This window comes from Fictibacillus sp. FJAT-27399, assembly GCF_001510655.1.
Taxonomy (GTDB): domain Bacteria; phylum Bacillota; class Bacilli; order Bacillales; family Fictibacillaceae; genus Fictibacillus_C; species Fictibacillus_C marinisediminis.
In genome coordinates, this window is the sequence record NZ_LMVC01000003.1 from 20710 (window position 1) to 39640 (window position 18931).

The 18931-nt window shown below is 43.7% G+C and carries 20 protein-coding genes; 12 read left to right on the forward strand and 8 right to left on the reverse strand.

All coding sequences use genetic code 11. The features are described from left to right. The first annotated feature begins 34 nt into the window (after window positions 1-34). Window positions 35-1084: a lactonase family protein gene (locus AR335_RS14285; protein ID WP_062237147.1), complete on the forward strand. Its 1050-nt coding sequence runs from the start codon at window positions 35-37 to the stop codon at window positions 1082-1084. Between the two features lie 443 nt (window positions 1085-1527). On the opposite strand, the gene AR335_RS14290 is transcribed toward AR335_RS14285, so the two are convergent. The 4 genes from AR335_RS14290 to AR335_RS14305 form a co-directional block, all read right to left on the reverse strand. Next, on the reverse strand, window positions 1528-2424 hold the full coding sequence (locus AR335_RS14290; protein WP_062237149.1) for a COX15/CtaA family protein: 897 nt from the start codon (window positions 2422-2424) through the stop codon (window positions 1528-1530). Window positions 2425-2564: 140 nt separating this feature from the next. Further along, the gene (locus AR335_RS14295) at window positions 2565-2966 is read right to left on the reverse strand and encodes an anti-sigma regulatory factor (RefSeq protein WP_062237151.1); all 402 of its coding nucleotides are present in this window, start codon (window positions 2964-2966) and stop codon (window positions 2565-2567) included. Between the two features lie 161 nt (window positions 2967-3127). Then, a complete protein-coding gene (locus AR335_RS14300) occupies window positions 3128-3724 on the reverse strand; it encodes a Na-translocating system protein MpsC family protein (protein WP_255357593.1) in 597 nt (198 codons plus the stop codon). Window positions 3725-4270: 546 nt separating this feature from the next. Then, window positions 4271-4630 carry a Na-translocating system protein MpsC family protein gene (locus tag AR335_RS14305; RefSeq protein ID WP_062237155.1) on the reverse strand — a complete coding sequence of 120 codons (360 nt, stop codon included), beginning with the start codon at window positions 4628-4630 and terminating at the stop codon, window positions 4271-4273. A 185-nt stretch (window positions 4631-4815) separates the two neighbouring features. On the opposite strand from AR335_RS14305, the gene AR335_RS14310 reads away from it, so the two are divergent. Continuing rightward, the gene (locus AR335_RS14310; RefSeq protein ID WP_062237157.1) at window positions 4816-5604 is read left to right on the forward strand and encodes a TrmB family transcriptional regulator; all 789 of its coding nucleotides are present in this window, start codon (window positions 4816-4818) and stop codon (window positions 5602-5604) included. Window positions 5605-6135: 531 nt separating this feature from the next. Here AR335_RS14310 and AR335_RS14315 read toward each other — a convergent pair. Then, window positions 6136-6975: an STAS domain-containing protein gene (locus tag AR335_RS14315; protein WP_062237159.1), complete on the reverse strand. Its 840-nt coding sequence runs from the start codon at window positions 6973-6975 to the stop codon at window positions 6136-6138. A gap of 391 nt (window positions 6976-7366) precedes the next feature. On the opposite strand from AR335_RS14315, the gene AR335_RS14320 reads away from it, so the two are divergent. The 5 genes from AR335_RS14320 to AR335_RS14340 all read left to right on the forward strand — a co-directional run bounded on the left by AR335_RS14320 (window position 7367) and on the right by AR335_RS14340 (window position 12517). After that, window positions 7367-8017, forward strand: a complete 651-nt coding sequence (locus AR335_RS14320; protein ID WP_062237161.1) for a response regulator — start codon at window positions 7367-7369, stop codon at window positions 8015-8017. 18 nt (window positions 8018-8035) lie between these two features. Next, entirely contained in the window at window positions 8036-9355 is a 1320-nt protein-coding gene (locus AR335_RS14325) for a PAS domain-containing sensor histidine kinase (protein ID WP_156419004.1), read from the forward strand. Window positions 9356-9681: 326 nt separating this feature from the next. Continuing rightward, the gene (locus tag AR335_RS14330; protein ID WP_062237163.1) at window positions 9682-11148 is read left to right on the forward strand and encodes a flavin monoamine oxidase family protein; all 1467 of its coding nucleotides are present in this window, start codon (window positions 9682-9684) and stop codon (window positions 11146-11148) included. A gap of 224 nt (window positions 11149-11372) precedes the next feature. Next, window positions 11373-12191, forward strand: a complete 819-nt coding sequence (locus AR335_RS14335) for a YihY/virulence factor BrkB family protein (RefSeq protein ID WP_062237165.1) — start codon at window positions 11373-11375, stop codon at window positions 12189-12191. A 5-nt stretch (window positions 12192-12196) separates the two neighbouring features. Next, on the forward strand, window positions 12197-12517 hold the full coding sequence (locus tag AR335_RS14340) for a LapA family protein (protein ID WP_062237167.1): 321 nt from the start codon (window positions 12197-12199) through the stop codon (window positions 12515-12517). Window positions 12518-12765: 248 nt separating this feature from the next. Here the strand turns inward: AR335_RS14340 and AR335_RS14345 are convergent, their stop codons facing one another. Beyond that, window positions 12766-13104, reverse strand: coding sequence for a hypothetical protein (locus AR335_RS14345; RefSeq protein WP_062237170.1), 339 nt, complete (start codon window positions 13102-13104; stop codon window positions 12766-12768). Window positions 13105-13745: 641 nt separating this feature from the next. Here AR335_RS14345 and AR335_RS14350 point away from each other — a divergent pair. Then, a complete protein-coding gene (locus AR335_RS14350; protein ID WP_062237172.1) occupies window positions 13746-14402 on the forward strand; it encodes a TerC family protein in 657 nt (218 codons plus the stop codon). Between the two features lie 149 nt (window positions 14403-14551). Here the strand turns inward: AR335_RS14350 and AR335_RS14355 are convergent, their stop codons facing one another. Further along, window positions 14552-15283, reverse strand: a complete 732-nt coding sequence (locus AR335_RS14355; protein ID WP_062237174.1) for a ZIP family metal transporter — start codon at window positions 15281-15283, stop codon at window positions 14552-14554. Between the two features lie 97 nt (window positions 15284-15380). Continuing rightward, entirely contained in the window at window positions 15381-15947 is a 567-nt protein-coding gene (locus AR335_RS14360; protein WP_062237176.1) for a hypothetical protein, read from the reverse strand. Between the two features lie 161 nt (window positions 15948-16108). Here AR335_RS14360 and AR335_RS14365 point away from each other — a divergent pair, with 161 nt between their 5' ends. The 4 genes from AR335_RS14365 (at window position 16109) to AR335_RS14380 (ending at window position 18550) form a co-directional block, all read left to right on the forward strand. Further along, a complete protein-coding gene (locus AR335_RS14365) occupies window positions 16109-16570 on the forward strand; it encodes a hypothetical protein (RefSeq protein WP_062237177.1) in 462 nt (153 codons plus the stop codon). A 173-nt stretch (window positions 16571-16743) separates the two neighbouring features. Beyond that, window positions 16744-17460 carry an SH3 domain-containing protein gene (locus tag AR335_RS14370; protein WP_062237178.1) on the forward strand — a complete coding sequence of 239 codons (717 nt, stop codon included), beginning with the start codon at window positions 16744-16746 and terminating at the stop codon, window positions 17458-17460. A 109-nt stretch (window positions 17461-17569) separates the two neighbouring features. Then, window positions 17570-18115 (forward strand): GNAT family N-acetyltransferase, encoded by a 546-nt coding sequence (locus AR335_RS14375; protein ID WP_062237179.1) that lies wholly within the window; start codon window positions 17570-17572, stop codon window positions 18113-18115. Window positions 18116-18271: 156 nt separating this feature from the next. Next, entirely contained in the window at window positions 18272-18550 is a 279-nt protein-coding gene (locus AR335_RS14380; RefSeq protein WP_053356604.1) for a DUF4176 domain-containing protein, read from the forward strand. Window positions 18551-18931: the final 381 nt, after the last annotated feature.

The window sequence follows — 18931 nt, forward strand, 5'->3', positions numbered from 1 at the left end:
AAGAAATCAGAATTTTAGAGAGGAGATCATTACGATGACAAAGTACTCAGGCTATATCGGAACCTATACTAAAGGTGAAAGCAAAGGTATCTACTCTTTTACGCTCGATACAGAAGAAGGCAGAATTACAGATATTAAAGCAGCAGCTCAACTAGGGAATCCTACATACTTAACGATCAGTGAAGACAATCAATATCTTTATGCCGTAAAAAAGGACGGAGATATGGGAGGCGTTGCTGCTTACTCGATCACCAATGAATCAAGAGGGCTGACACTGCTGAACAGCCAGCTGACAGAGGGAGCTTCTCCTTGCCATGTCAGTGTGGACCGTGAAAACCGCAACGTGCTGACGGCGAACTATCACAGAGGAACGGTTGAGCGTTTGGCGGTCGAACAAGGAAAAGGCGTGCACCCTGCAACTTCCGTTATCCAGCATGAAGGTTCTGGCCCCGATGAAAGACAGGAAAAGCCGCACACCCACTATGCAGGTTTTACTCCGGATGAAAAATATGCAGCTGTCGTTGATCTTGGAATCGACAAGCTCATCACATATCAGCTCTATAACGGAGAGCTAAAAGAGGTGAGCAGCCTGTCTGTGAAGCCTGGGAGCGGTCCGAGGCATCTCGAGTTCCATCCGAACGGAAAAATCGCCTACCTCATGACGGAGTTCAGCTCGGAAGTCATCGTATTGGCATACAACGAAGAAAATGGAAGCTTTTCGATCCTTCAGTCCATTTCCACCATTCCTGAAGATTTTACGGAAAACAACCAAGGAAGTGCGATTCATGTTTCTTCCGACGGCCGTTTTGTTTACGCAGGTAACCGCGGACACAACAGCATCGCAATCTTCAGCGTGAAGGATGAATCAGGCGAACTGACCTTTGTCGACCGCACGCCGACAGAAGGCGACTGGCCGCGTGATTTCATGCTCGATCCTTCCGGAAAATTCATCGTGGCTTCCAACCAGGAGTCAGGCAACCTCGTCCTGTTCTCAAGAGACGAAAATACAGGCAAACTGACGCTTTTACAATCGGATGCGTTCGTTCCTTATCCGGTTTGCGTGAAGTTTTTGCATGTGAACTAAAGTTAAGTGCCACAGAAGGTGTGTTCCTTCTGTGGTTTTATTTTGCTCTTCTCATATGCTGCGTTTTTTAGCTTTTTTTGAAAGATTTGAAGTGTTTTTGATGAATAAATAAGTAAATAGTTCTACATACGCTTAAAACCGTGGCATTTCGGCTTTTGTGAGGTGTGGGAAGCCTTTTTACTGCATGTTAAGGAGGATTTTCAGCTTATTTATCTTGTCCATCCACTGTCCAAGGCTTTTATTATCGATAAAACGGATATATTATCGATATTCTATTTTTATTATCGAAAACCGGGATTTATTATCGAAAAGGACATTTTTATTATCGATTGGATTCCTTTCGACATGAATTGACCGGTTTCGACGCAATCATTTTCATCTGGCTAAGTACAAGCAACATAAAAAAGCGGCCCAGGCTACTCGTCCTGGACCGCTTTTCTTCATTATTCGGGTTTTTTCCTCGTCTGCAATGCAATATAGAACAGCACCGCAAACAGCAGAGTGATTAAAGCTGAATGAGACAATGTAGCAAAAATGTTCAAGCGGGTAAGAACGACGAGCACGCCGCTGACACCCTGCAAGAGTGTTAAAATAAACGCGGTAAGTGATGCGTAATAAAGATCCGGCCGGTTGCCGCGCAAATGCCTGTAGGAGTAGATCAACAATCCAAGTACAAGACAGAACAGTACGACAGCTGCCATACGGTGAAGGTAGTGAATACCAGGCAGTCCGGAAAGCGGCAGAAAATTGCCGGGATAGCAGCCAGGAAAATCAGTACACGCCAGACTTGCTTTTACGTGGCGCAAGTACGCACCGGAATAGATATCAAGATATGCATAAGCGACCGTAATCCAGGCAAACCACTTAAAACGCTTCGATACGGCACTTTTAACGAGCAAATGGGACCTGTCCTTTTGTACGACAAACACACTCAAGAGAACTACACCTGTAAAGGCTAACAGCGAAAATCCGAAATGCATCGCAAGAACCTCAGCCGATTGCGGCCATAAAACAGCTGCTGCACCAATAATGGATTCTACGATAATAAAACTGATTCCGAGAATGGCAAGACCCTTCACTTCACGGATGCCGCGGTAACGGCGCCATGCCCAAATCGAGAAAATAATAACAACAATCCCTGCAAAACCGGTGATCAGACGATGCGTATATTCGATCATCGTTGCAACGGTATATTCGGGAATAAATTTACCATTACATAATGGCCAGTCACTGCCGCACCCCATGCCGGAGTCTGTGTCAGTCACAAGAGTACCGGCGATCATTAATAAAAACATGATGACACTTGTAAAGACGGCCATTGCTTTAAAGGCTTTATCCATAGAGAAAAGCTCCTTTAGTAATATATACTCACACTTGACATCATGGGGTATACGGAGCCGGTAGTCAACTGAGTTGAAGCAAATGACAAACATTTGTCAAAATAAGGCGCAGATCCATCACACACCTTGGATTTTCACCGTCATTGCACCCATTTTACGGCAGTGATGGTCGTGCCAGCCCCGTCGTGTGAATCGATGATAAATTCATCCATCAGCCGTTTTACCCCGGGCAGCCCCATTCCAAGGCCCCCTGAGGTAGAGTAGCCGTCTTCCAGCACTTTTCGAACCTCTTTGATCCCAGGCCCTTGATCAGAAGCAATGATTTTAATGCCGGATTTCTGCTGTTTAAAAAGGGACTCAAACGTTATTTTGCCCTTTCCTGCGTATAAATAAATATTTCTGGCAAGTTCTGAGACAGCTGTAGTAATCCGAATCTGGTTGATCGTTGAGAATTTTAGCTTTTTGGAGAGTCGTTTCCCATGCTGTCTTGCATCCACGATATCCTGTTCTGAGTGAATATTGACAATGATGGTATCAAGCATAGCGCGTTACCCTTTGTTTTCCTGTTAAATTTCCTATGTGGTGATTATGTAGCATGCGTACCATCCCCTTTGCTGCACATCATAAAAAAACGCCAAAAAGAGGGCTGTGACATCCTTCCTTTTGGCTTACATCTAGTTCCATGCCTAGCTTGTTGCTGCCCTTATGAAATTGGTTCTAATATTAATATCGCAGCGCTCCGGTCAAGCTCAAAATCCCAGTCAATAAAATAGTCAGCAATCGTGGTGCCAAGAAGCTTCTCCAGCTGTGGCGTATGTTCACCCAGCAGCCTTCTTTCCAGCCTCCGCTTTGCGATTCGGAGCGTTTCATCGGCCCCCTGAGCGATCATTTCTTTTTCAATATTAACCAAAATTTTGTCGCGGAAAATAATCAGCGTTCTGGCATTCAGCAGGTAGGACGAAATTCCTTCGGGGCTCTTTTCCGCCTCAAAGCTCATCCGGTCGATCTCATCATGCACTTGCCTTTGGTTTGTATATATGAGGTCAGATAATCCAGCTTCGGAGTCCTTACTGACAGCAACAAACATGCCTGTCTGGGTCTCCAGGTTCCAATCATAATAAAATTCCTGAACATCGATCCCAAGCTGCAGTTTAAGGTAATCCGAAATTTCCCCAATGACCTGCTCCATCAGCATATCCCGTATCTTTTGGATAAAAGCTGCCTGGTTGGTGTTAAGCAGTGAACGTTCGGTGGGTGAAAGAAATTTTGTAAAGTACATTGTCACATAGGGTTTGGACAGTGTGACAAAACAGAGCCAGGTCCTCTTCCAAAATGATCTCTAAGAATTCTTCCGATATAACTGCTTAAATCCTTTTCTGCTTTCAATTTATCCATCGAGTTCCACCTGAATTTTTTAGTTTTATGATGACATTTCAGATCATTTTTTCAAACAGGGTACCTCTTTTATTCCTAATATAGTATTCGTTGTTTCCTCCCGATTTACTGCTGTTAACCATCCCGTTCTAACAGGTCCGGCTCGCTAGTTTCATCTAATCGGCTAAGCTGCTCTTCATAAACAATGGTGCTGAAAACAGGATGTCCTCACCGATTTTTTCTGAAAAACCCTTTCTTGCATCTGCTGTAATCTTGAAGCACTCGACGGAGCTCTTTCATAAACAACAAAATCTCGTGTTGGTCAGCAATATCGACAAAACCCCTTTGTTATAACTTGCTCGTCCGATTAGCTCTTTCCGGACGCAAAAAGAGCCGAAAAGAAAAGGACTGCCCTTCACTCTTCGTTCGGCTCATGTTTGACACACATTGTCCAATTCATTACTGCCGCACGTTATTCTTTTGGTTTTAAAATGAACGTAATCACACTGTTATCCAGTTCGAAGTCCCAGTCCACAAAAATATCCAGGATATCTACATTCAATATAGAAACATAGTCATCAAATTGCTGCAAGAGGCCTTTTTCCAGCTGTAGCTTGGATACCCTCAGCGTCTCATCAATTCCAAAAGAGATCAATTGCTTTTCGATGGCAACTAAAACTCCTTCTCGGACAACAATGAGCGTACGGGGACTAAGTTTATAGGAAGTAACCTGTGTTGATGCCTTTTCTGCAAGGCTACTCATCTTGATCACGCGCCCGTGTATCTGCTCTTTGCCTTCATAAGGCTCGCCATCACTAAGATCCGATTGCAATTCCTCCAGGCACACACCGAACGTTAAAATTTGTGGCAATCATTCAACAGGAAGATGAAAAATAATGGAATATTCGGCTATCATAAAGTAGAATAAACTTATGTAGTATTATAAAATACTCCTCTTTAGTAGTTTTAAGAAACACTACTGCGGTGCCTGGCACCGAAATAATCGGAGGGAAAATAATGATTGATCTATTGAAAAAACTAGGAATGACGGAACTCGAGGCTAAATGCTATATCACATTGCACGAAGAACCTGAACTGACAGGCTATGAAGTGGCGAAAAGGGTAGCGGTGTCACGGGCAAATGTGTACTCCGCGCTAAGGTCTCTCGCGGAAAAAGGGGCATGCCGAAGCAAGGAAGGAGATTCGGTTCGATACAATGCCGTGCCGATCGAGGATTTGGTGCGTCTTTTTCAAACAGAATTTGAGCAAACGTCCAAAGTGCTTATCCAAGAATTGAAGACTCCTCCGCAGCCTGCACCCGCCTTTTATAATTGGCAGGGAAACAGGGGACTTGATCTTGCACTCCGCAGAGTGATCGCCAATGCGGAAACATCGATTGTAGCTGAAATCTGGGCAGAGGACCTTTCATGGATGGAAGACGTACTGCTCGACGCAGAAAAACGGGGAGTAACGGTTGTGCTCATATCGATTGGAGAAACAAGCATACCCTTGGAAAATGTGATCGTCCGCCAAAGAGATGATCAATGGCATACAGATGAACGTAAATTCTCTCTTCTATGCGATTCAAAAACAGCTTTTATAGGGAGCTTTGGCGGGACACTCAAACCGTCTTCGGCAGAGACAGATCATCCAGCTGTAATTGAGATGCTGAAAAATGGCTTCTACCATGACCTGATCATGCAGCAGATCGAACAGGACTTCAGCAAGGAATTGGACGAGAAGTACGGTGAAAACTATAAAAAACTATTAAACTATTACATTAACGAATTGGGGTGGAAGGTATAAGGGGTATAGAACAGGGACCTCTAAATTACTTTTATTCTTCATTGCTATTTATGTAAAATAATATTTGTTATTTTCCCATAAATAAAATAGCGAAGGTTGTTTGGTTTAATTTGGAAAAAGTTATTTTCATCAATTACGGCCCTTTTATTTGTGGCCAAAGCATAAGTTAAGAAAAAGACAGATGTTCAGGGAAGAATTATATTAAAATAAGAAAAGTGTTTGTAACCCCGAATCTAAGATGCTTTTAAAAAGGCCATGATTCGGTTTTTTGTGTGTTGGCAGAAAAAACCTAGTGATCTCGAAACATTGGGAATTAAAAGTATAGGTATCGTGTTTGCAGGAAAGCTCGGCGATAGGGGATTGAGGCAACGTACTATTCAGAGGTAAAAAAAGTCTATTAACTACCCTAAACCTTGCTTTATTGTAATCTTCCATAGTCCATGAAGAAGCATTTTAAAAGACAGGCTGTGAACTTTGAATGACTAAGATTAAATGAATAGAAGACTCTGCGGCAATTCAAATTCAGTTAACCTAAATCTTCACTTTTTTCTTAGGTTCAAGTAAATGGGCCAAGGCGACTTTAAGACTTCCAAACGTTAAGATATCCGAGAAATTCAAACCAAGCTTGATACTGGTTTGTGCAATCTCCGGACGAATTCCAGATATGATTGCTTTGATGCCGAGCAAGGATAGCTGCTTGATGACCGTAAAGAGCTCATCGGCTACCGTGGTGTCGAGAGTATAGACACCGGACAGATCAATGATCAAATACTGAAGCTTCAGGCTGCTTGCCTTGTTTAGTGTCTGCTCCTGAATGAAAGTGGCCCGAAATGTATCCAATTCACCGACTAGCGGCAAAATTCCAATGTTCTCAGTAATGGGGATAACGGGAACTCCCATCTGGATCATGTTTCGATGCTCGAATGTTACGGCATCGTCGAATTGGTGATAATGGCTGGTGAAAACTTCAATCACACGGTCAAAAGCACGGTTAAACTGTAAACTCCACGCACCGATGTGAGAGGTGCGGACGTCTTCGGCATAGGAATCGGCAAACTGCTGGATATACCGCCAGGAAATCTCTCGGCAGCGGTTGAAATTCTGAAGAATTTTAATAAGCGGAACGCCAGCACTCTTCCTTTGTTGGGCGAGTTCTTTGGCCCACGGATAAGGATCGTGCCCACTCATCATGCAGTCAGCGAGCATATTGGTGAATTTAATATGCTGTTTTCGAAGCGTACTTTCAATCTCTCTTGAAGCGTTAAGCGAATAAATATAATATTCTTCTGTGGCTCTGCTTTGAAGCCAATCTTCTGCCATGTGATGTGAATGGTCTAGCATAAACGTATAGAGCTGTTTTTCGATCACCACTTATTGAACCTCCCCTTTTTTAAAAAATTTTCCGTGCAGAATGGCATGTTTCCGTTCGTAAGCGCAACAATGGCTGTGATGAAACGGGTAAGCATCTACTGTATCGATTAAGTTGAAATCAGGGAAGTAGTGGTGTTCGTTTGGATTCTTATACTGAAATTATTTTTCTATCCTACTAAATTCTTTGCTTAAGAAACAAAATCCTCTTTACCTAACCCAAATATTAATGCGGCTAACAATTGGATTGTTTGGTGGAGGGGTTTGGTGGAGAATTGTTTGGTGCCAGGCACCGCATTTTGACATATGTCAAAAGCCGGTGCCTGGCACCAAACCAAAACCGAAAATGGTAAACTAGAAGAAATGTGATGAAAAGAGGAAGGAGGGACCTACCTTGATTAGGATTTTGCTTGTGGATGATCATGCGGTGGTGCGGCAGGGGCTCATGATGCTGCTGAACGCTCATCCGGATTTCGATGTAGCCGGGGAGGCATCGGAAGGTAACGAAGGGATTCAAAAAGCACTGGAGCTCAAGCCGGATGTTGTCATCATGGATTTGAGCATGCCGCATGGCAAGGATGGGCTGTCGGCGACCTCTGAGTTAAAGAAGCAGCTTCCTGACTGTGCCATCCTGATTTTAACGATGCACAACGATGAGGAATATTTATTTCAGGCGATTCAGGCAGGTGCTTCAGGATGTATTTTGAAAAGTGCACCGCACGAAGAACTCATGGCAGCCATCCAGAGTGTCTATCATGGAAATGCTTATTTGAATCCGGCGGCTATCAAACGCCTTATGGAAGAATATTTAAATCATGTGAAACAGGGAACAACGGATACCTACAGGTTGCTGTCAGACCGTGAAAAGGAAGTATTGACCTTGATCGCCAAAGGCTATTCTAATAAAGAAATCGGTGAACAGCTGGTTATCAGTGTGAAGACGGTGGAGACCCATAAAGGCCATCTAATGGAGAAACTTAAATTGAAAACCAGGCCAGAACTGGTTGAATATGCTCTAAAAAAAGGACTCCTAGGGTATAAATAGCTCTTTTGAAAAGAGGGGATGAAAGTGGACCAAAAGGATAAAGGGAGGAAAGGACAGATAATCATTGATTCCTCCGGTGCGGTTAAGTCAATGAATGAAGCGGCTCGAGATAGATTTGGATGGCCGAGTTTAGATGAGGTTAAGATTGAAGAACTGGTTCCTGTCTTGAACATCGAGAAGCTGGAAGAGGAGAAATTGGTCCCCTGCTTTGGGAAAGAAAAGAGCTGCCGTGAATTTCCTCTTTTTATAAGAAAGAGTTCATTTGAGCTGGATGGTGCGACGTATTCTTTGCTGCTCCTTCAAGATATTGAGATTGAGGCAGAGGATGCTGCTGGCACTTATGCCCGCGAAAAGGAATTGGCCGACTTTAAATTTGCACTGGACGAGTCAGCGATCGTGGCGATTACCAACCGCAGGGGGATCATCACCTACGTGAATGATAAGTTTTGCAGCGTGTCCCAGTATCCGAGGGAGGAGCTGGTGGGCCGGGATCACCGTCTGATCAACTCGGGCTATCATCCTAAGGCGTTCATGCAGAACCTTTGGTCAACCATTTCAAGCGGCAAGGTATGGCGTGGTGAAGTGAAAAACCGGGCAAAGGATGGATCCTATTACTGGGTGGACACGACCATCGTCCCATTTCTTGATGAAAGCGGAAGACCTTATCAGTACTTGGCCATCCGTTCTGAGATTACTGATAAAAAGCGGGTGGAGAAGGAGCTTCAGCATATGATGACCCGCTTGCTGGACGTACAGGAGGAAGAACGGAAGCGTCTGTCGCGGAATTTGCATGACGGCATCGGGCAAAATTTGTACAGTCACTTGATTACGATCAACCGGATGCGTTCGGAAAAGGAGCATCCACTGCTGGAGCAAATGCAGCAGGAGGCATCAGAACTGATTGAAGAAGTGCGCGATATTTCCTGGGAATTGCGCCCGTCCGTTCTGGACGATCTTGGACTTGTTCCTGCCATTCGTTCATTTTTGTCTCGTTTCGGTGAAAACTATGGGATTGACGTGAAGTTTGATTGCTCGCTTTTCGGAAGGCTGGGCATTGAAAAAGAAACGACCATTTACCGGGTTATTCAGGAGGCGCTAACGAATGTGCGGAAATACGCAGGTGTAACTGAAGCGGCGGTATCGATTCAGGGCACGGATACGGATGGGAGTGTCCATGTGAATGTGAGCGATAATGGCCGAGGGTTCGATGCTGAACATGATGAACCTGGTGTCGGTTTGTTCAGCATGGAAGAAAGAGCACGGGCTGTAGGCGGGACGCTGGAAGTTCATTCAGAGGTGGGAAAGGGAACAACGGTGTCGCTGGAACTGTCTGTATAGGAGTTTACATAATGGTGCCACTCTACTTGATGGTGCCAGGCACCGCGTTTTGACATGTGTGTAAAAGGGGTGCCTGGCACCATAATCAAAACAACGAATAACTAAATCCCGCAACTGCGAGTCAATCGCAGATGCGGGATTTTTATTTTTATATAGGAAACAGCCAATTGGTCTATGAACCGTAATCGGGCTTTACTCTAGAATAAGAACAGTCCCTACGCCTGGGATTCTAGTAGAGGGCTTTAAGTTTATTGTTATATTAAAATTAATTTTCTTTTCGCATGAGGAATATATTGGGAAGAAATTCAAGGGTTGGGGGGCTTCGTATGGTAAGAAGGATCCTATCAGAAGATGAAATGCTGAACGTGATCAGGAACGGGCTGGAACCTGCTGCAGCCCCAAAGAAAATAATAGTGGCCGGGGCTGGAATAGCAGGGCTGGTAGCAGGGACGCTGCTCCTGGATGCTGGCCATGATGTACGTATCCTGGAGGCGTCTCAGCGGGTCGGAGGACGAATTTACTCCGTCCGATCACCATTTTCAGAAGGGCACCATTTTGAGGCAGGGGCTATGAGGATACCTGAAAATCACAAGCTGGTGTTTGAGTACCTTCATAAGTTCAAACTGCCGTATAACCGATTTGTTAACGCCCTGCCGGATGATTTATTTTATATTAATGGAAAAAAAGTCCGTTCTGGTATTTATGATAAGAATCCCGATCTGCTTGGCTTCCCGGTTGCTGCGCATGAGAAAGGAAAAACGGCAGAAAACCTTTTAAGATATGCCATTCAGCCGCTCGTGGATTATGTGAACGAGGATTCTGAACGGCATTGGCCCCTCATCATCAAACGCTTCGGAAACTATTCGGTAGATGGTTTCCTGAAACATAACCCCTTCGGCAGGTCTTTATCTTCAGGTGCGGTGGATAAAATCAAGGTGCTTCTGTCACTGGAAGGATTTCCTGAGCTTTCTTTTCTGGAAACGTTCCGTGATATTCTGCTCATCTTTATTAAACCAGAGCTAAAATGGTATGAGGTTACAGGAGGAAATGACCAACTGCCGAGAGCTTTTGTGCCTAGGCTTGGTGAACGGCTGCAGATGGGTAAAAGATTGACCGGGATCATACAGAGCCCCAAAAATGTTATGCTTTATACCGAAAATCCGTCCAGCAGAGAAAGAGAAACTTTTGAAGCAGACCGTGCCATCATCACCCTGCCTTTTTCAGTTCTGAACTTTGTGCGGATCGAACCTGAGCAATCGCTGTCCTATTATAAAAGAAGAGCGATCCGTGAGCTTCATTATGTGCCTTCCACAAAAGTGGGACTGCAATTTAAAAGGCGATTTTGGGAAGATGAGGGTTTGCGGGGAGGAAAAGCAGTATCTGACCAGGCATCACGGTTTACGTATTACCCGAGCCACTATCCAAACGGCAGCCAGGCTGGAGTGGTGCTTGGAAGCTATACGTGGGAGGATGATTCCAACCTTTGGAGCTGTCTGCCGAACAAGACAAGAGTTCAGGAAACCTTGCGGTGCTTCTCCCTTTTTCACGGATCTCAAGTGTTTCGGGAGTTTTTAACCGGTGCATCCTATTCCTGGACGAATAACCAGTATGCCGGCGGGGCGTTTACGATGTTCAAGCCATATCAGGAAAAAGAGTTCGGGGAGGCGATATCCTCACCAGAAGGGAGACTCCATTTTGCAGGAGAGCATGCGACTAAGACCCACGGCTGGATTCAAGGCTCCATTGAATCCGCTATACGTGCGGCTCACGAGGTGCACCAGGAGTTAACATAATGGTGTCAGGCACCGCGTTTTGACATATGTCAAAAGCCGGTGCCTGGCACCACTTTTTTCACGAAAAAACTTCTAAATCGGACGGAACTTTCATATCCTCTGTACCATGTCCATCTTTTTAAAGGTGTAGTGGGACTGCCTTTCATTTGCATTTATTTTTATGATATGTATAATCTTTGTATAATTGCTGAATGACTTGATGGCCGTAAAGAAAGGGGGCTAATATGACAGCTGCTGATATTCTAAAGAAGCTCGCCAACCGCTTTTTTACGCTGAGAGTATATGATTTGTCTGCCCAAATGGCCTATTACTTTTTGATGTCTGTGTTTCCGTTTTTATTGGTGATTTATTCTTTATTGTCCTACATGCCCATACAAGAAGAAAACATCTTGGAACTAGCAAAACCATACGCTCCTGAAAATACGTATCACTTGATCGAGAAGACCCTGACGTACACCGTTACGAACCAGCAGGGAAATCTGTTGTCATTCAGTTTGATTTTCACCTTATGGCTCTCTTCCATGGGCTTTCAATGTATCAAACGTGTATTGAATGATGCCTATGGTGTGGAGGTCAAGGAAAGCTTTTTAAAACAAATTCTAGAAGGAATCATACTTACGATCGGCTTTATGATCGCAATCTTGTTCTCCGTTTTCGTTCCGATCATTGAACAGCTGATGAAGCATTATTTAAACGATGTTTTTTCATTAGATGGCTATCATAAATTATGGATTTTCATGCAATGGGGATTAGGCAGTCTCTTCTTATTTCTATTCTTCATCGGACTCTATTATTTTGCACCGAACGTGAAGCTGAACGTGACGAAAGTGATTCCGGGCGCCTTTTTTTCCATGATCGGCTGGCAGCTCGTTTCCATGGGATTTGCCGCTTATGTCAGGGGAAACAACTATTCGGCGCTCTATGGCCAACTCGGCGGAATTGTCGTTCTGATGCTTTGGTTTTACTTGTCCGCCATGATCATCATCATTGGCGCCTTATTGAATACCATCGTCTATCCCATCAATGGACACAGAAAGGACTAAAGAATATGAAAGCACAAGGTTATTTGCTTTTTGGTTTGCTGTTCGCTGTGTTGATCGCCGTTTTTGCGGTAGTCAACGGCAATAATGTAGAATTTAATTATATTTTTGGAAGTGTCAAATGGCCGCTTGTTCTCATTATTTTAGGCTCTGCTGCCATTGGGGGACTGGCTGTTGGACTTCTTGGATTCATTAAGATCATTCAATTAAAAAATGCCGTAAAACGCCTGGAGAGGGAACGTCCAGTGAAAGTGGAAACTGCAGAGGTGCAGCATCATTCACCTGTAGATACTGACGTAGACACATCCGGATCCCGTTTGCAGGAATAAAAAAGAGAGCTTTTCTGCTGATCCCAGAAAGGCTCTTTTTCCTTTGCAAAAAACTATTGGGTGCGGATTCCTTCAAAATAGCCGCTGTGGACCGTAGCCAGAACAGTAGACTGAAACAAGGCTTGTACAGTCTCTCCTTGCTGAAGAAAGACCTGGGTGGTGCATCCTGAAATTTGAACGCACTGGTTTCCTTGGATTGTAACTGAGCCTAATTCAGCAATAAATCCTTGAGATGACCGGTTTTTAAATTAAAATAACTGACCGTTCCCGCCGCCAGGCTGAGAACCGCGTAATTTGACTTGAGCACAAAACGTATAGAAACCTGTGCGTGTTGCTGTGAATTCAGAAGCAAATACGTTAAATTCGTTGTTTCGGTCAAAAATTACGTCATTAAACGTGACGACATCGATAAAATTCGCCATGAATGGCTGCGGCGTTGTCTTTAAAGCTTGAAAATATGTGAATCCTGGAGGTCCAGGGTTCAATGGGATAATAGGGCCTGGTATGTTGCAGTTGATCCCAGGTTTGTTCTGGCTAGAACTGCTAGAACTAGAGCTTGAGCTGCTGCTCTCATTTTTTTTACTCATAAATTTCTCCTCCATACATTTTGAAACTAAACACATGGTGTGCGTGTTTCTAGCAGTATATGAGGACAGGCATAATCTACTTGGGACAATCCCTAGTGAGAAGATAAACTCTAATGCAAATTTGAAGGGCTAAAAATAAAGCTGGTTAGCAGTTAGATTATGGGTAGAATGTGAATCATTTCCTGCAACCAAGATCGTTGTGCTTTTCCCGGGAAATATGTCGAAATTATAGACATAAGCATCCTGCAGAGACGCCTCATGACACTACAAGCGTGCAGGGTTCGTAAAGTCTAATGAAAAACCTATAAAGAAATTGCAGCTCCCAAAACCGCCGTTTTTGCTGCAGCCTTGCAGTGTGTTCATTTTTAACTCTAGTTTGTAAAGCTGTTTTTTCTTAAACAAAGTGTTAAAGGGGAAGGGAGCAAATTAAATCACTTATTCGTTAGTATTACAAGGTGTTATTAAGTTGTGTTTAATAATGTTGAGGTATGATAAAATTTCATCTGTGCGGTGCCAGGCACCGCGGTCCAAAGCTTCAAAAATAGTTTTTATGAACAAAACAGTTATGATATAGATTAAAAAATGGTAAACTATTATAATGTGGTAATAGAAAAATTAATTGTTATAGATAAGGTGGTTTCATGGATAATTTATTGGTTAATCTCTTGGAAATCCTCCTCATTAATATTGTATTGAGCGGAGATAATGCGGTCGTCATCGCGCTTGCCTGCCGGAACCTGGAGGAGCGGCACAGGAACAAAGCGATTTTCTTAGGAACGTTCGGGGCGGTATTTCTAAGGGTAGTTTTAACATTTGCTGCAGTATACTTACTGAAAATTCCTTTCTTGAATTTTGTTGGCGGACTGCTGCTTTTATGGATCGCCATCAGTCTTTTGAAGGGAGAAGAAGATGAAGACATCGAGGCGAATTCCAGCCTTTCTGGAGCCATTAAAACGATTATTATCGCCGACTTGGTTATGAGTCTGGATAACATTGTAGCCGTGGCGGGAGCAGCGAACGGGAACATTGTACTCATCATTCTTGGTTTGATCATCAGTATTCCGTTAATCATTTGGGGAAGCCAGCTGCTTATGAAGATCATGGCGAAATTCCCAATTATCATCATCATTGGTGCTGCACTTTTAGGCTACACAGCTGGCGAAATGATGTTAAAGGACAAGGCTGTCGGACATTACTTAGAGGGAGTTCATTTTAACCTTCATCTCGTCTTGCCGATTGCACTCGCTATTCTTGTTGTAGCGGTAGGCAAGTTCAGTGGCAGGCGCGCGAATAGCTAAAAATAACACAAATAGTGCCGAGTAAAATAAAGGGCTCTTTCTCATTGAGAAAGGGCCCTTTATTTTATATTGGCTTCCGCTTTTGAACTATATCAAAGAGCGGTGCCTGGCACTGCCATACTACCAAGGACTGACACCACATGACATGATTAAATTTTTGTCAAAATAAGAGAAGCGAGCAATCCGATGGAAGCAATCAAACCGACGAGGGATCCTCCTTCTTCAAAAGCTTCGGGCAGCATGGTTGAGCCGACCATAGTTATGATACCGCCTGCCGCAAAGGAGGCAATGATGGCCATCAGATCTTCAGAAGCATCTTCAAGAAAAATATAGCCAGCCCACGAACAGAAGGCAGAAATCACCAGGACCGTAATCCAGAGGATGAGGATCTTCTGTTTACTTATATTGCTTTTAAGCATACCGGATGTACTCGAGAGCCCCTCAGGTATATTACTGATAAAGATAGCGATGACGAGCAGCCAGCTGACACTGTTATTTTCAATGAGACTGGCCCCGATAATAATGGATTCGGGTATGGCGTCCATCACAGTTCCGATAAAGATCGCAAGGCCGGAGCCGCTGGGTGCTCCATCCTGGCCGGCAGACCGTTTCCTTTTTTGTGCCCCTTTCCGGGAAACAATGAGATCCAGCACGGTAAACACAACCGCACCAGTTACAAATCCCATCGATGTTGGAAACAAACCTCCAGAATGAACGGATTCTCCCAGCAGTTCATATGTGGCTGCGCCGATCAACACACCCGTCCCAAACGCCATGATGAAGCCGATGATTTTCTTTTTGATGGGGAATGCCATAGCTGCTATAGCACCCAGTAAAACAGCAGAGCCGGAAATGCCTCCCCACATGGCTGCACTCCACATACAACAACCTCCCTTAAACGGTGCCTGACACCGCAATTACACAAGTATGTAACGCCGGTGCCTGGCACCGACTATGTGGTACCGGTTAACAACTCATTCAATCTCTTCCCCGCCGCACCCTTGCATAAACCGCCACGATCAGACCGCCCGCCATGCCGAAGATGATATCGAGCATCGTGTCTTTGTTTCCGCCCATCTGCATCGTGTGGGTGAAGAACTGATCGCCCACGAACTCATAGGTCTCCCAAAATACCGTGGCGATAACAGGAAGAGAGAAGACGAAGAGGAAGATCAGCCAGGGGGAAACATCATTCCTTACACGTGCTGGCACAATCATTTTATATAATGAAATAGCGGCGAACCCGACAAAGACTCCCTTATAGAGATGAAGCGTCGAATCCCACCATTTGAAATGCAGATAAAAACTCGCAATAGAGCCCAAATACGTAGTACAAAAAAGAAACAGATAATATCCAATAATAAGGGCGGTATTAAAAGGAACCGGTTTTAACCGCAGCAGCAAAAGCGGCAGCGCACTAACCGCGACACCACCTAAAGCGACCTGCCAGCGAGACGAATCTCCCTTGATGAGGTAAACGATGAACAGGACAAGCATGAAGATCATAAAGAGTATGCTTAACACCCAGATAGTTTTTCGCCTCACAACCTCACCCCCTCATCTCTAGAATCCTTACCATTATGGCCAAAGAGAAGGGCGGCGAACCATTCGATTCTGTCATCCAAAGTCAAAGTATCATCCGCCCAGTCTTTTCATATACTGCCTAAGAAACATTACGCTCACTCATCATTTGGAGGAGGCAGAACATGAAGTTTACCGTGCAATACATCCCTCTGAGCAGCATCAAACCCGGCATCTCCATAAAAATAACGGAGCATTTAAAGAAGCTCCGTACCATCATGTGGGACTGCATGCATGTGCTCGTGGTCCAAAAATGTAAAAAAGACGGCCATTATGTAGTGGTTAGCGGACAGGACCGGCTGGATTATCTGAAAAAACATACGAAAAACAAATACGCTCCGTGCATTGTCGATGAACCATCCAGCCTCAAAACGTGGCTCACACGTTTCAGCGGCCGTCAGCCGATCGATGATTTTCCAATGCATCCGAAAAGCTGGTCCATCGTCCGATCTTTTTTAATGAAGGAACCTCGCTTTAAAAAACTGTCGCGGCCCCAGCAGATCAAAGTTTTGCTGCTTGCTGTCAAGTACAAGAAAACCGTCATCGCATCCATGCAAAACAGAGTCAGCCAAATCCTAAACAAGTAGAGCGGCGAATTGATTAAATTTCGTCGTTTTTTTTTGTGGACTATAATATCAAAAAATAGGGAATGAAAAAGCTAGTTATTGTTTCTATATTTTTACATAATAAAAAGTCATCCAGCATACGATGGAACGATAAGGCATGTCCATACCAAACCTTAAGGGAGGAAAAATCCGGCATGAAAAAGGGCTTTCTAAAAATCGTAGTGATTCTATTGCTGGCCATCGGGCTCGTCACTTCTCTTTTTCCGTCCCAAATTGCGCAAGCCTCACCTGCAAAAATCGCCTATGTGGATGTTACATCAGGCAAGCTAAACGTCAGAAGCGGACCAGGAACACAGTATAAAGTAATCGGGTCCCATAAAGACAACACCAGGCTGACCATCTATTCCCAAACGAAAAGCGGATGGTCCAAGATCAAATACAACAAGAAAAACGGCTATGTTGCGACAAAATACTTGAGGTTCTACCACACGATGTCCCGTACAGAAGCAAAATCGATTACAGACAAAGCCATCAGCCTGCAGAACAAGATAGCAAGCAACAAAGCGTATACGAAAAAGCAGGTTCATCAGATACTGTCACCCACCCACACGTCAGCCTACATCGACAAACTCATAAAATATGACATGGCGTCCTACAAAAAAGATAAAAAAGGCAACAAACTCTATGAGTGGCTCGCGACAGACTTTCCAGCGTACAGAATCTGGGGATTTGACTGGAGCGGGAAAGAGGCGCCTAAAAAGCCTTCCGTTACGTATTATTCGAAGAACGGCAAGTGGTATTTGAAAGTCTATCAATATCACAAAGATGATATGTACACCTACCACCAAACTCTCTATCTCTCAAAATCCAGTTCCAAAGCCGCTTGGAAAATTTACAATTATAAGTGGTAAAAGAAACCGCGAGCATCAGTGCTTGCGGCTTTTTTCATTATTAGTTATTCTTGTTGGAGTGTAATTAATTGGTAAACAAGTTAATTAAGTACAGGGAGGGATACGTATCATGATCGTTAGCAAAAAAGAATTTCATGTTAAGGGGTTAGATTACAAGATCAGGTCTGCAATGGATAAGGATGCAAAAGAACTCTCTGATTTAAGAGTGCAGATTGATGGAGAGACCGAAAATTTAGACAGAGAAAAAGGAGAGGCGTTCATCGATGCCTCAGGTTTTGAACAAATCATTCAAACAGATCGTGAAAATAAAACGAACTTATTTTTAGTTGCGGCAGTTGATGATCGAATCGTCGGGTTTTCAAGGTGCGAGGGAAATCCGTTAACTCGTTTCTCCCATAAAGTCGAATTTGGAATATGCATTTTAAAAGAGTTTTGGGGATATGGTATTGGAAAAAATCTTTTAAAAGAATCGATAGCCTGGGCGGACTCCAATGAAATTAAAAAAATCACATTGAATGTATTAGAAACAAATGAGAACGCTGTTCATCTTTATGAAAGACTTGGCTTTGAAATAGAAGGGGTATTAAAAAATGACAAGATCCTTTCTGATGGTAAATACTATAACACCATTATGATGGGAAGATTTAATGGCTGATTTCGTACAACCAAGCGTTGTACGGTTTCTTTTATCTTATTCCGTTTCCTTTCACCCTTTTTCACAGCGACTTTGTAAAAATCGTAAACATTTTCGTTTTTAGGATTAAACAAAGGATAGAAGAGGAAAGTAGCCCATAAAGAAGGAGGCCGACCCATGACAGAGAATTTCCCATTGCCCATCGGATCAGTGATCACCCTGGAAAACACCGACCGGCCGGTGATGATCTACGGAAGGCTTCAATCCGCCGGAGAAGGTGAAGTGCTTTTTGATTACATCGGTTGTTTTTACCCTGGCGGACATATCGACGGCAACAACACCATCTATTTTCAGCACCATAAAATCAACTCCCTCCTTCATAAAGGCTATGTTTCAGAGGAAGAAGAGGAGCTGCACAGAAAGCTGGCGGAAAAGAAAAGTGAGTTTCCTGAATAAATGAAGCTTGCAGTCCCGAATCAAAAGGGCTGCAGGCTTTTTTTATGTTGCGGGGTGTCGTGTATATACCGTTCGATAATAAAAGTGGACTTTTCGATAATATATCGGCGTTTTCATTAATAAAATCAGAATTTCGATAATAAACTCCTGTTTTCGATAATAAAAAGATCTGGCAGAGCATTCTGCCTAAGTTTTTTGTGGAAATCAACGCAACCGAAAAGCAATAGGGTCTTTTATGAATGATTTTGAGTAAATTTTACCTCAGTGGTTAATCTTGCGGCGAAAGCGAGCACTGAATCGGCTCTTTTTACATGCGAAGTCTTCGCCCTAGATATTTTATTTTCAAATTTATAGGGTTTTTGTTCAAAAATACCGATTTAT

What these genes read in the sequence shown, in the direction of transcription:
- AR335_RS14285 (WP_062237147.1), top strand. Translation starts at nt 35, where the DNA reads ATGACAAAGTACTCAGGCTATATCGGAACCTATACTAAAGGTGAAAGC.
- AR335_RS14290 (WP_062237149.1), bottom strand. Translation starts at nt 2,424, where the DNA reads ATGGATAAAGCCTTTAAAGCAATGGCCGTCTTTACAAGTGTCATCATG.
- AR335_RS14295 (WP_062237151.1), bottom strand. Translation starts at nt 2,966, where the DNA reads ATGCTTGATACCATCATTGTCAATATTCACTCAGAACAGGATATCGTG.
- AR335_RS14310 (WP_062237157.1), top strand. Translation starts at nt 4,816, where the DNA reads ATGATTGATCTATTGAAAAAACTAGGAATGACGGAACTCGAGGCTAAA.
- AR335_RS14325 (WP_156419004.1), top strand. Translation starts at nt 8,036, where the DNA reads ATGAAAGTGGACCAAAAGGATAAAGGGAGGAAAGGACAGATAATCATT.
- AR335_RS14330 (WP_062237163.1), top strand. Translation starts at nt 9,682, where the DNA reads ATGGTAAGAAGGATCCTATCAGAAGATGAAATGCTGAACGTGATCAGG.
- AR335_RS14335 (WP_062237165.1), top strand. Translation starts at nt 11,373, where the DNA reads ATGACAGCTGCTGATATTCTAAAGAAGCTCGCCAACCGCTTTTTTACG.
- AR335_RS14340 (WP_062237167.1), top strand. Translation starts at nt 12,197, where the DNA reads ATGAAAGCACAAGGTTATTTGCTTTTTGGTTTGCTGTTCGCTGTGTTG.
- AR335_RS14345 (WP_062237170.1), bottom strand. Translation starts at nt 13,104, where the DNA reads ATGAGTAAAAAAAATGAGAGCAGCAGCTCAAGCTCTAGTTCTAGCAGT.
- AR335_RS14350 (WP_062237172.1), top strand. Translation starts at nt 13,746, where the DNA reads ATGGATAATTTATTGGTTAATCTCTTGGAAATCCTCCTCATTAATATT.
- AR335_RS14355 (WP_062237174.1), bottom strand. Translation starts at nt 15,283, where the DNA reads ATGTGGAGTGCAGCCATGTGGGGAGGCATTTCCGGCTCTGCTGTTTTA.
- AR335_RS14365 (WP_062237177.1), top strand. Translation starts at nt 16,109, where the DNA reads ATGAAGTTTACCGTGCAATACATCCCTCTGAGCAGCATCAAACCCGGC.
- AR335_RS14370 (WP_062237178.1), top strand. Translation starts at nt 16,744, where the DNA reads ATGAAAAAGGGCTTTCTAAAAATCGTAGTGATTCTATTGCTGGCCATC.
- AR335_RS14375 (WP_062237179.1), top strand. Translation starts at nt 17,570, where the DNA reads ATGATCGTTAGCAAAAAAGAATTTCATGTTAAGGGGTTAGATTACAAG.
- AR335_RS14380 (WP_053356604.1), top strand. Translation starts at nt 18,272, where the DNA reads ATGACAGAGAATTTCCCATTGCCCATCGGATCAGTGATCACCCTGGAA.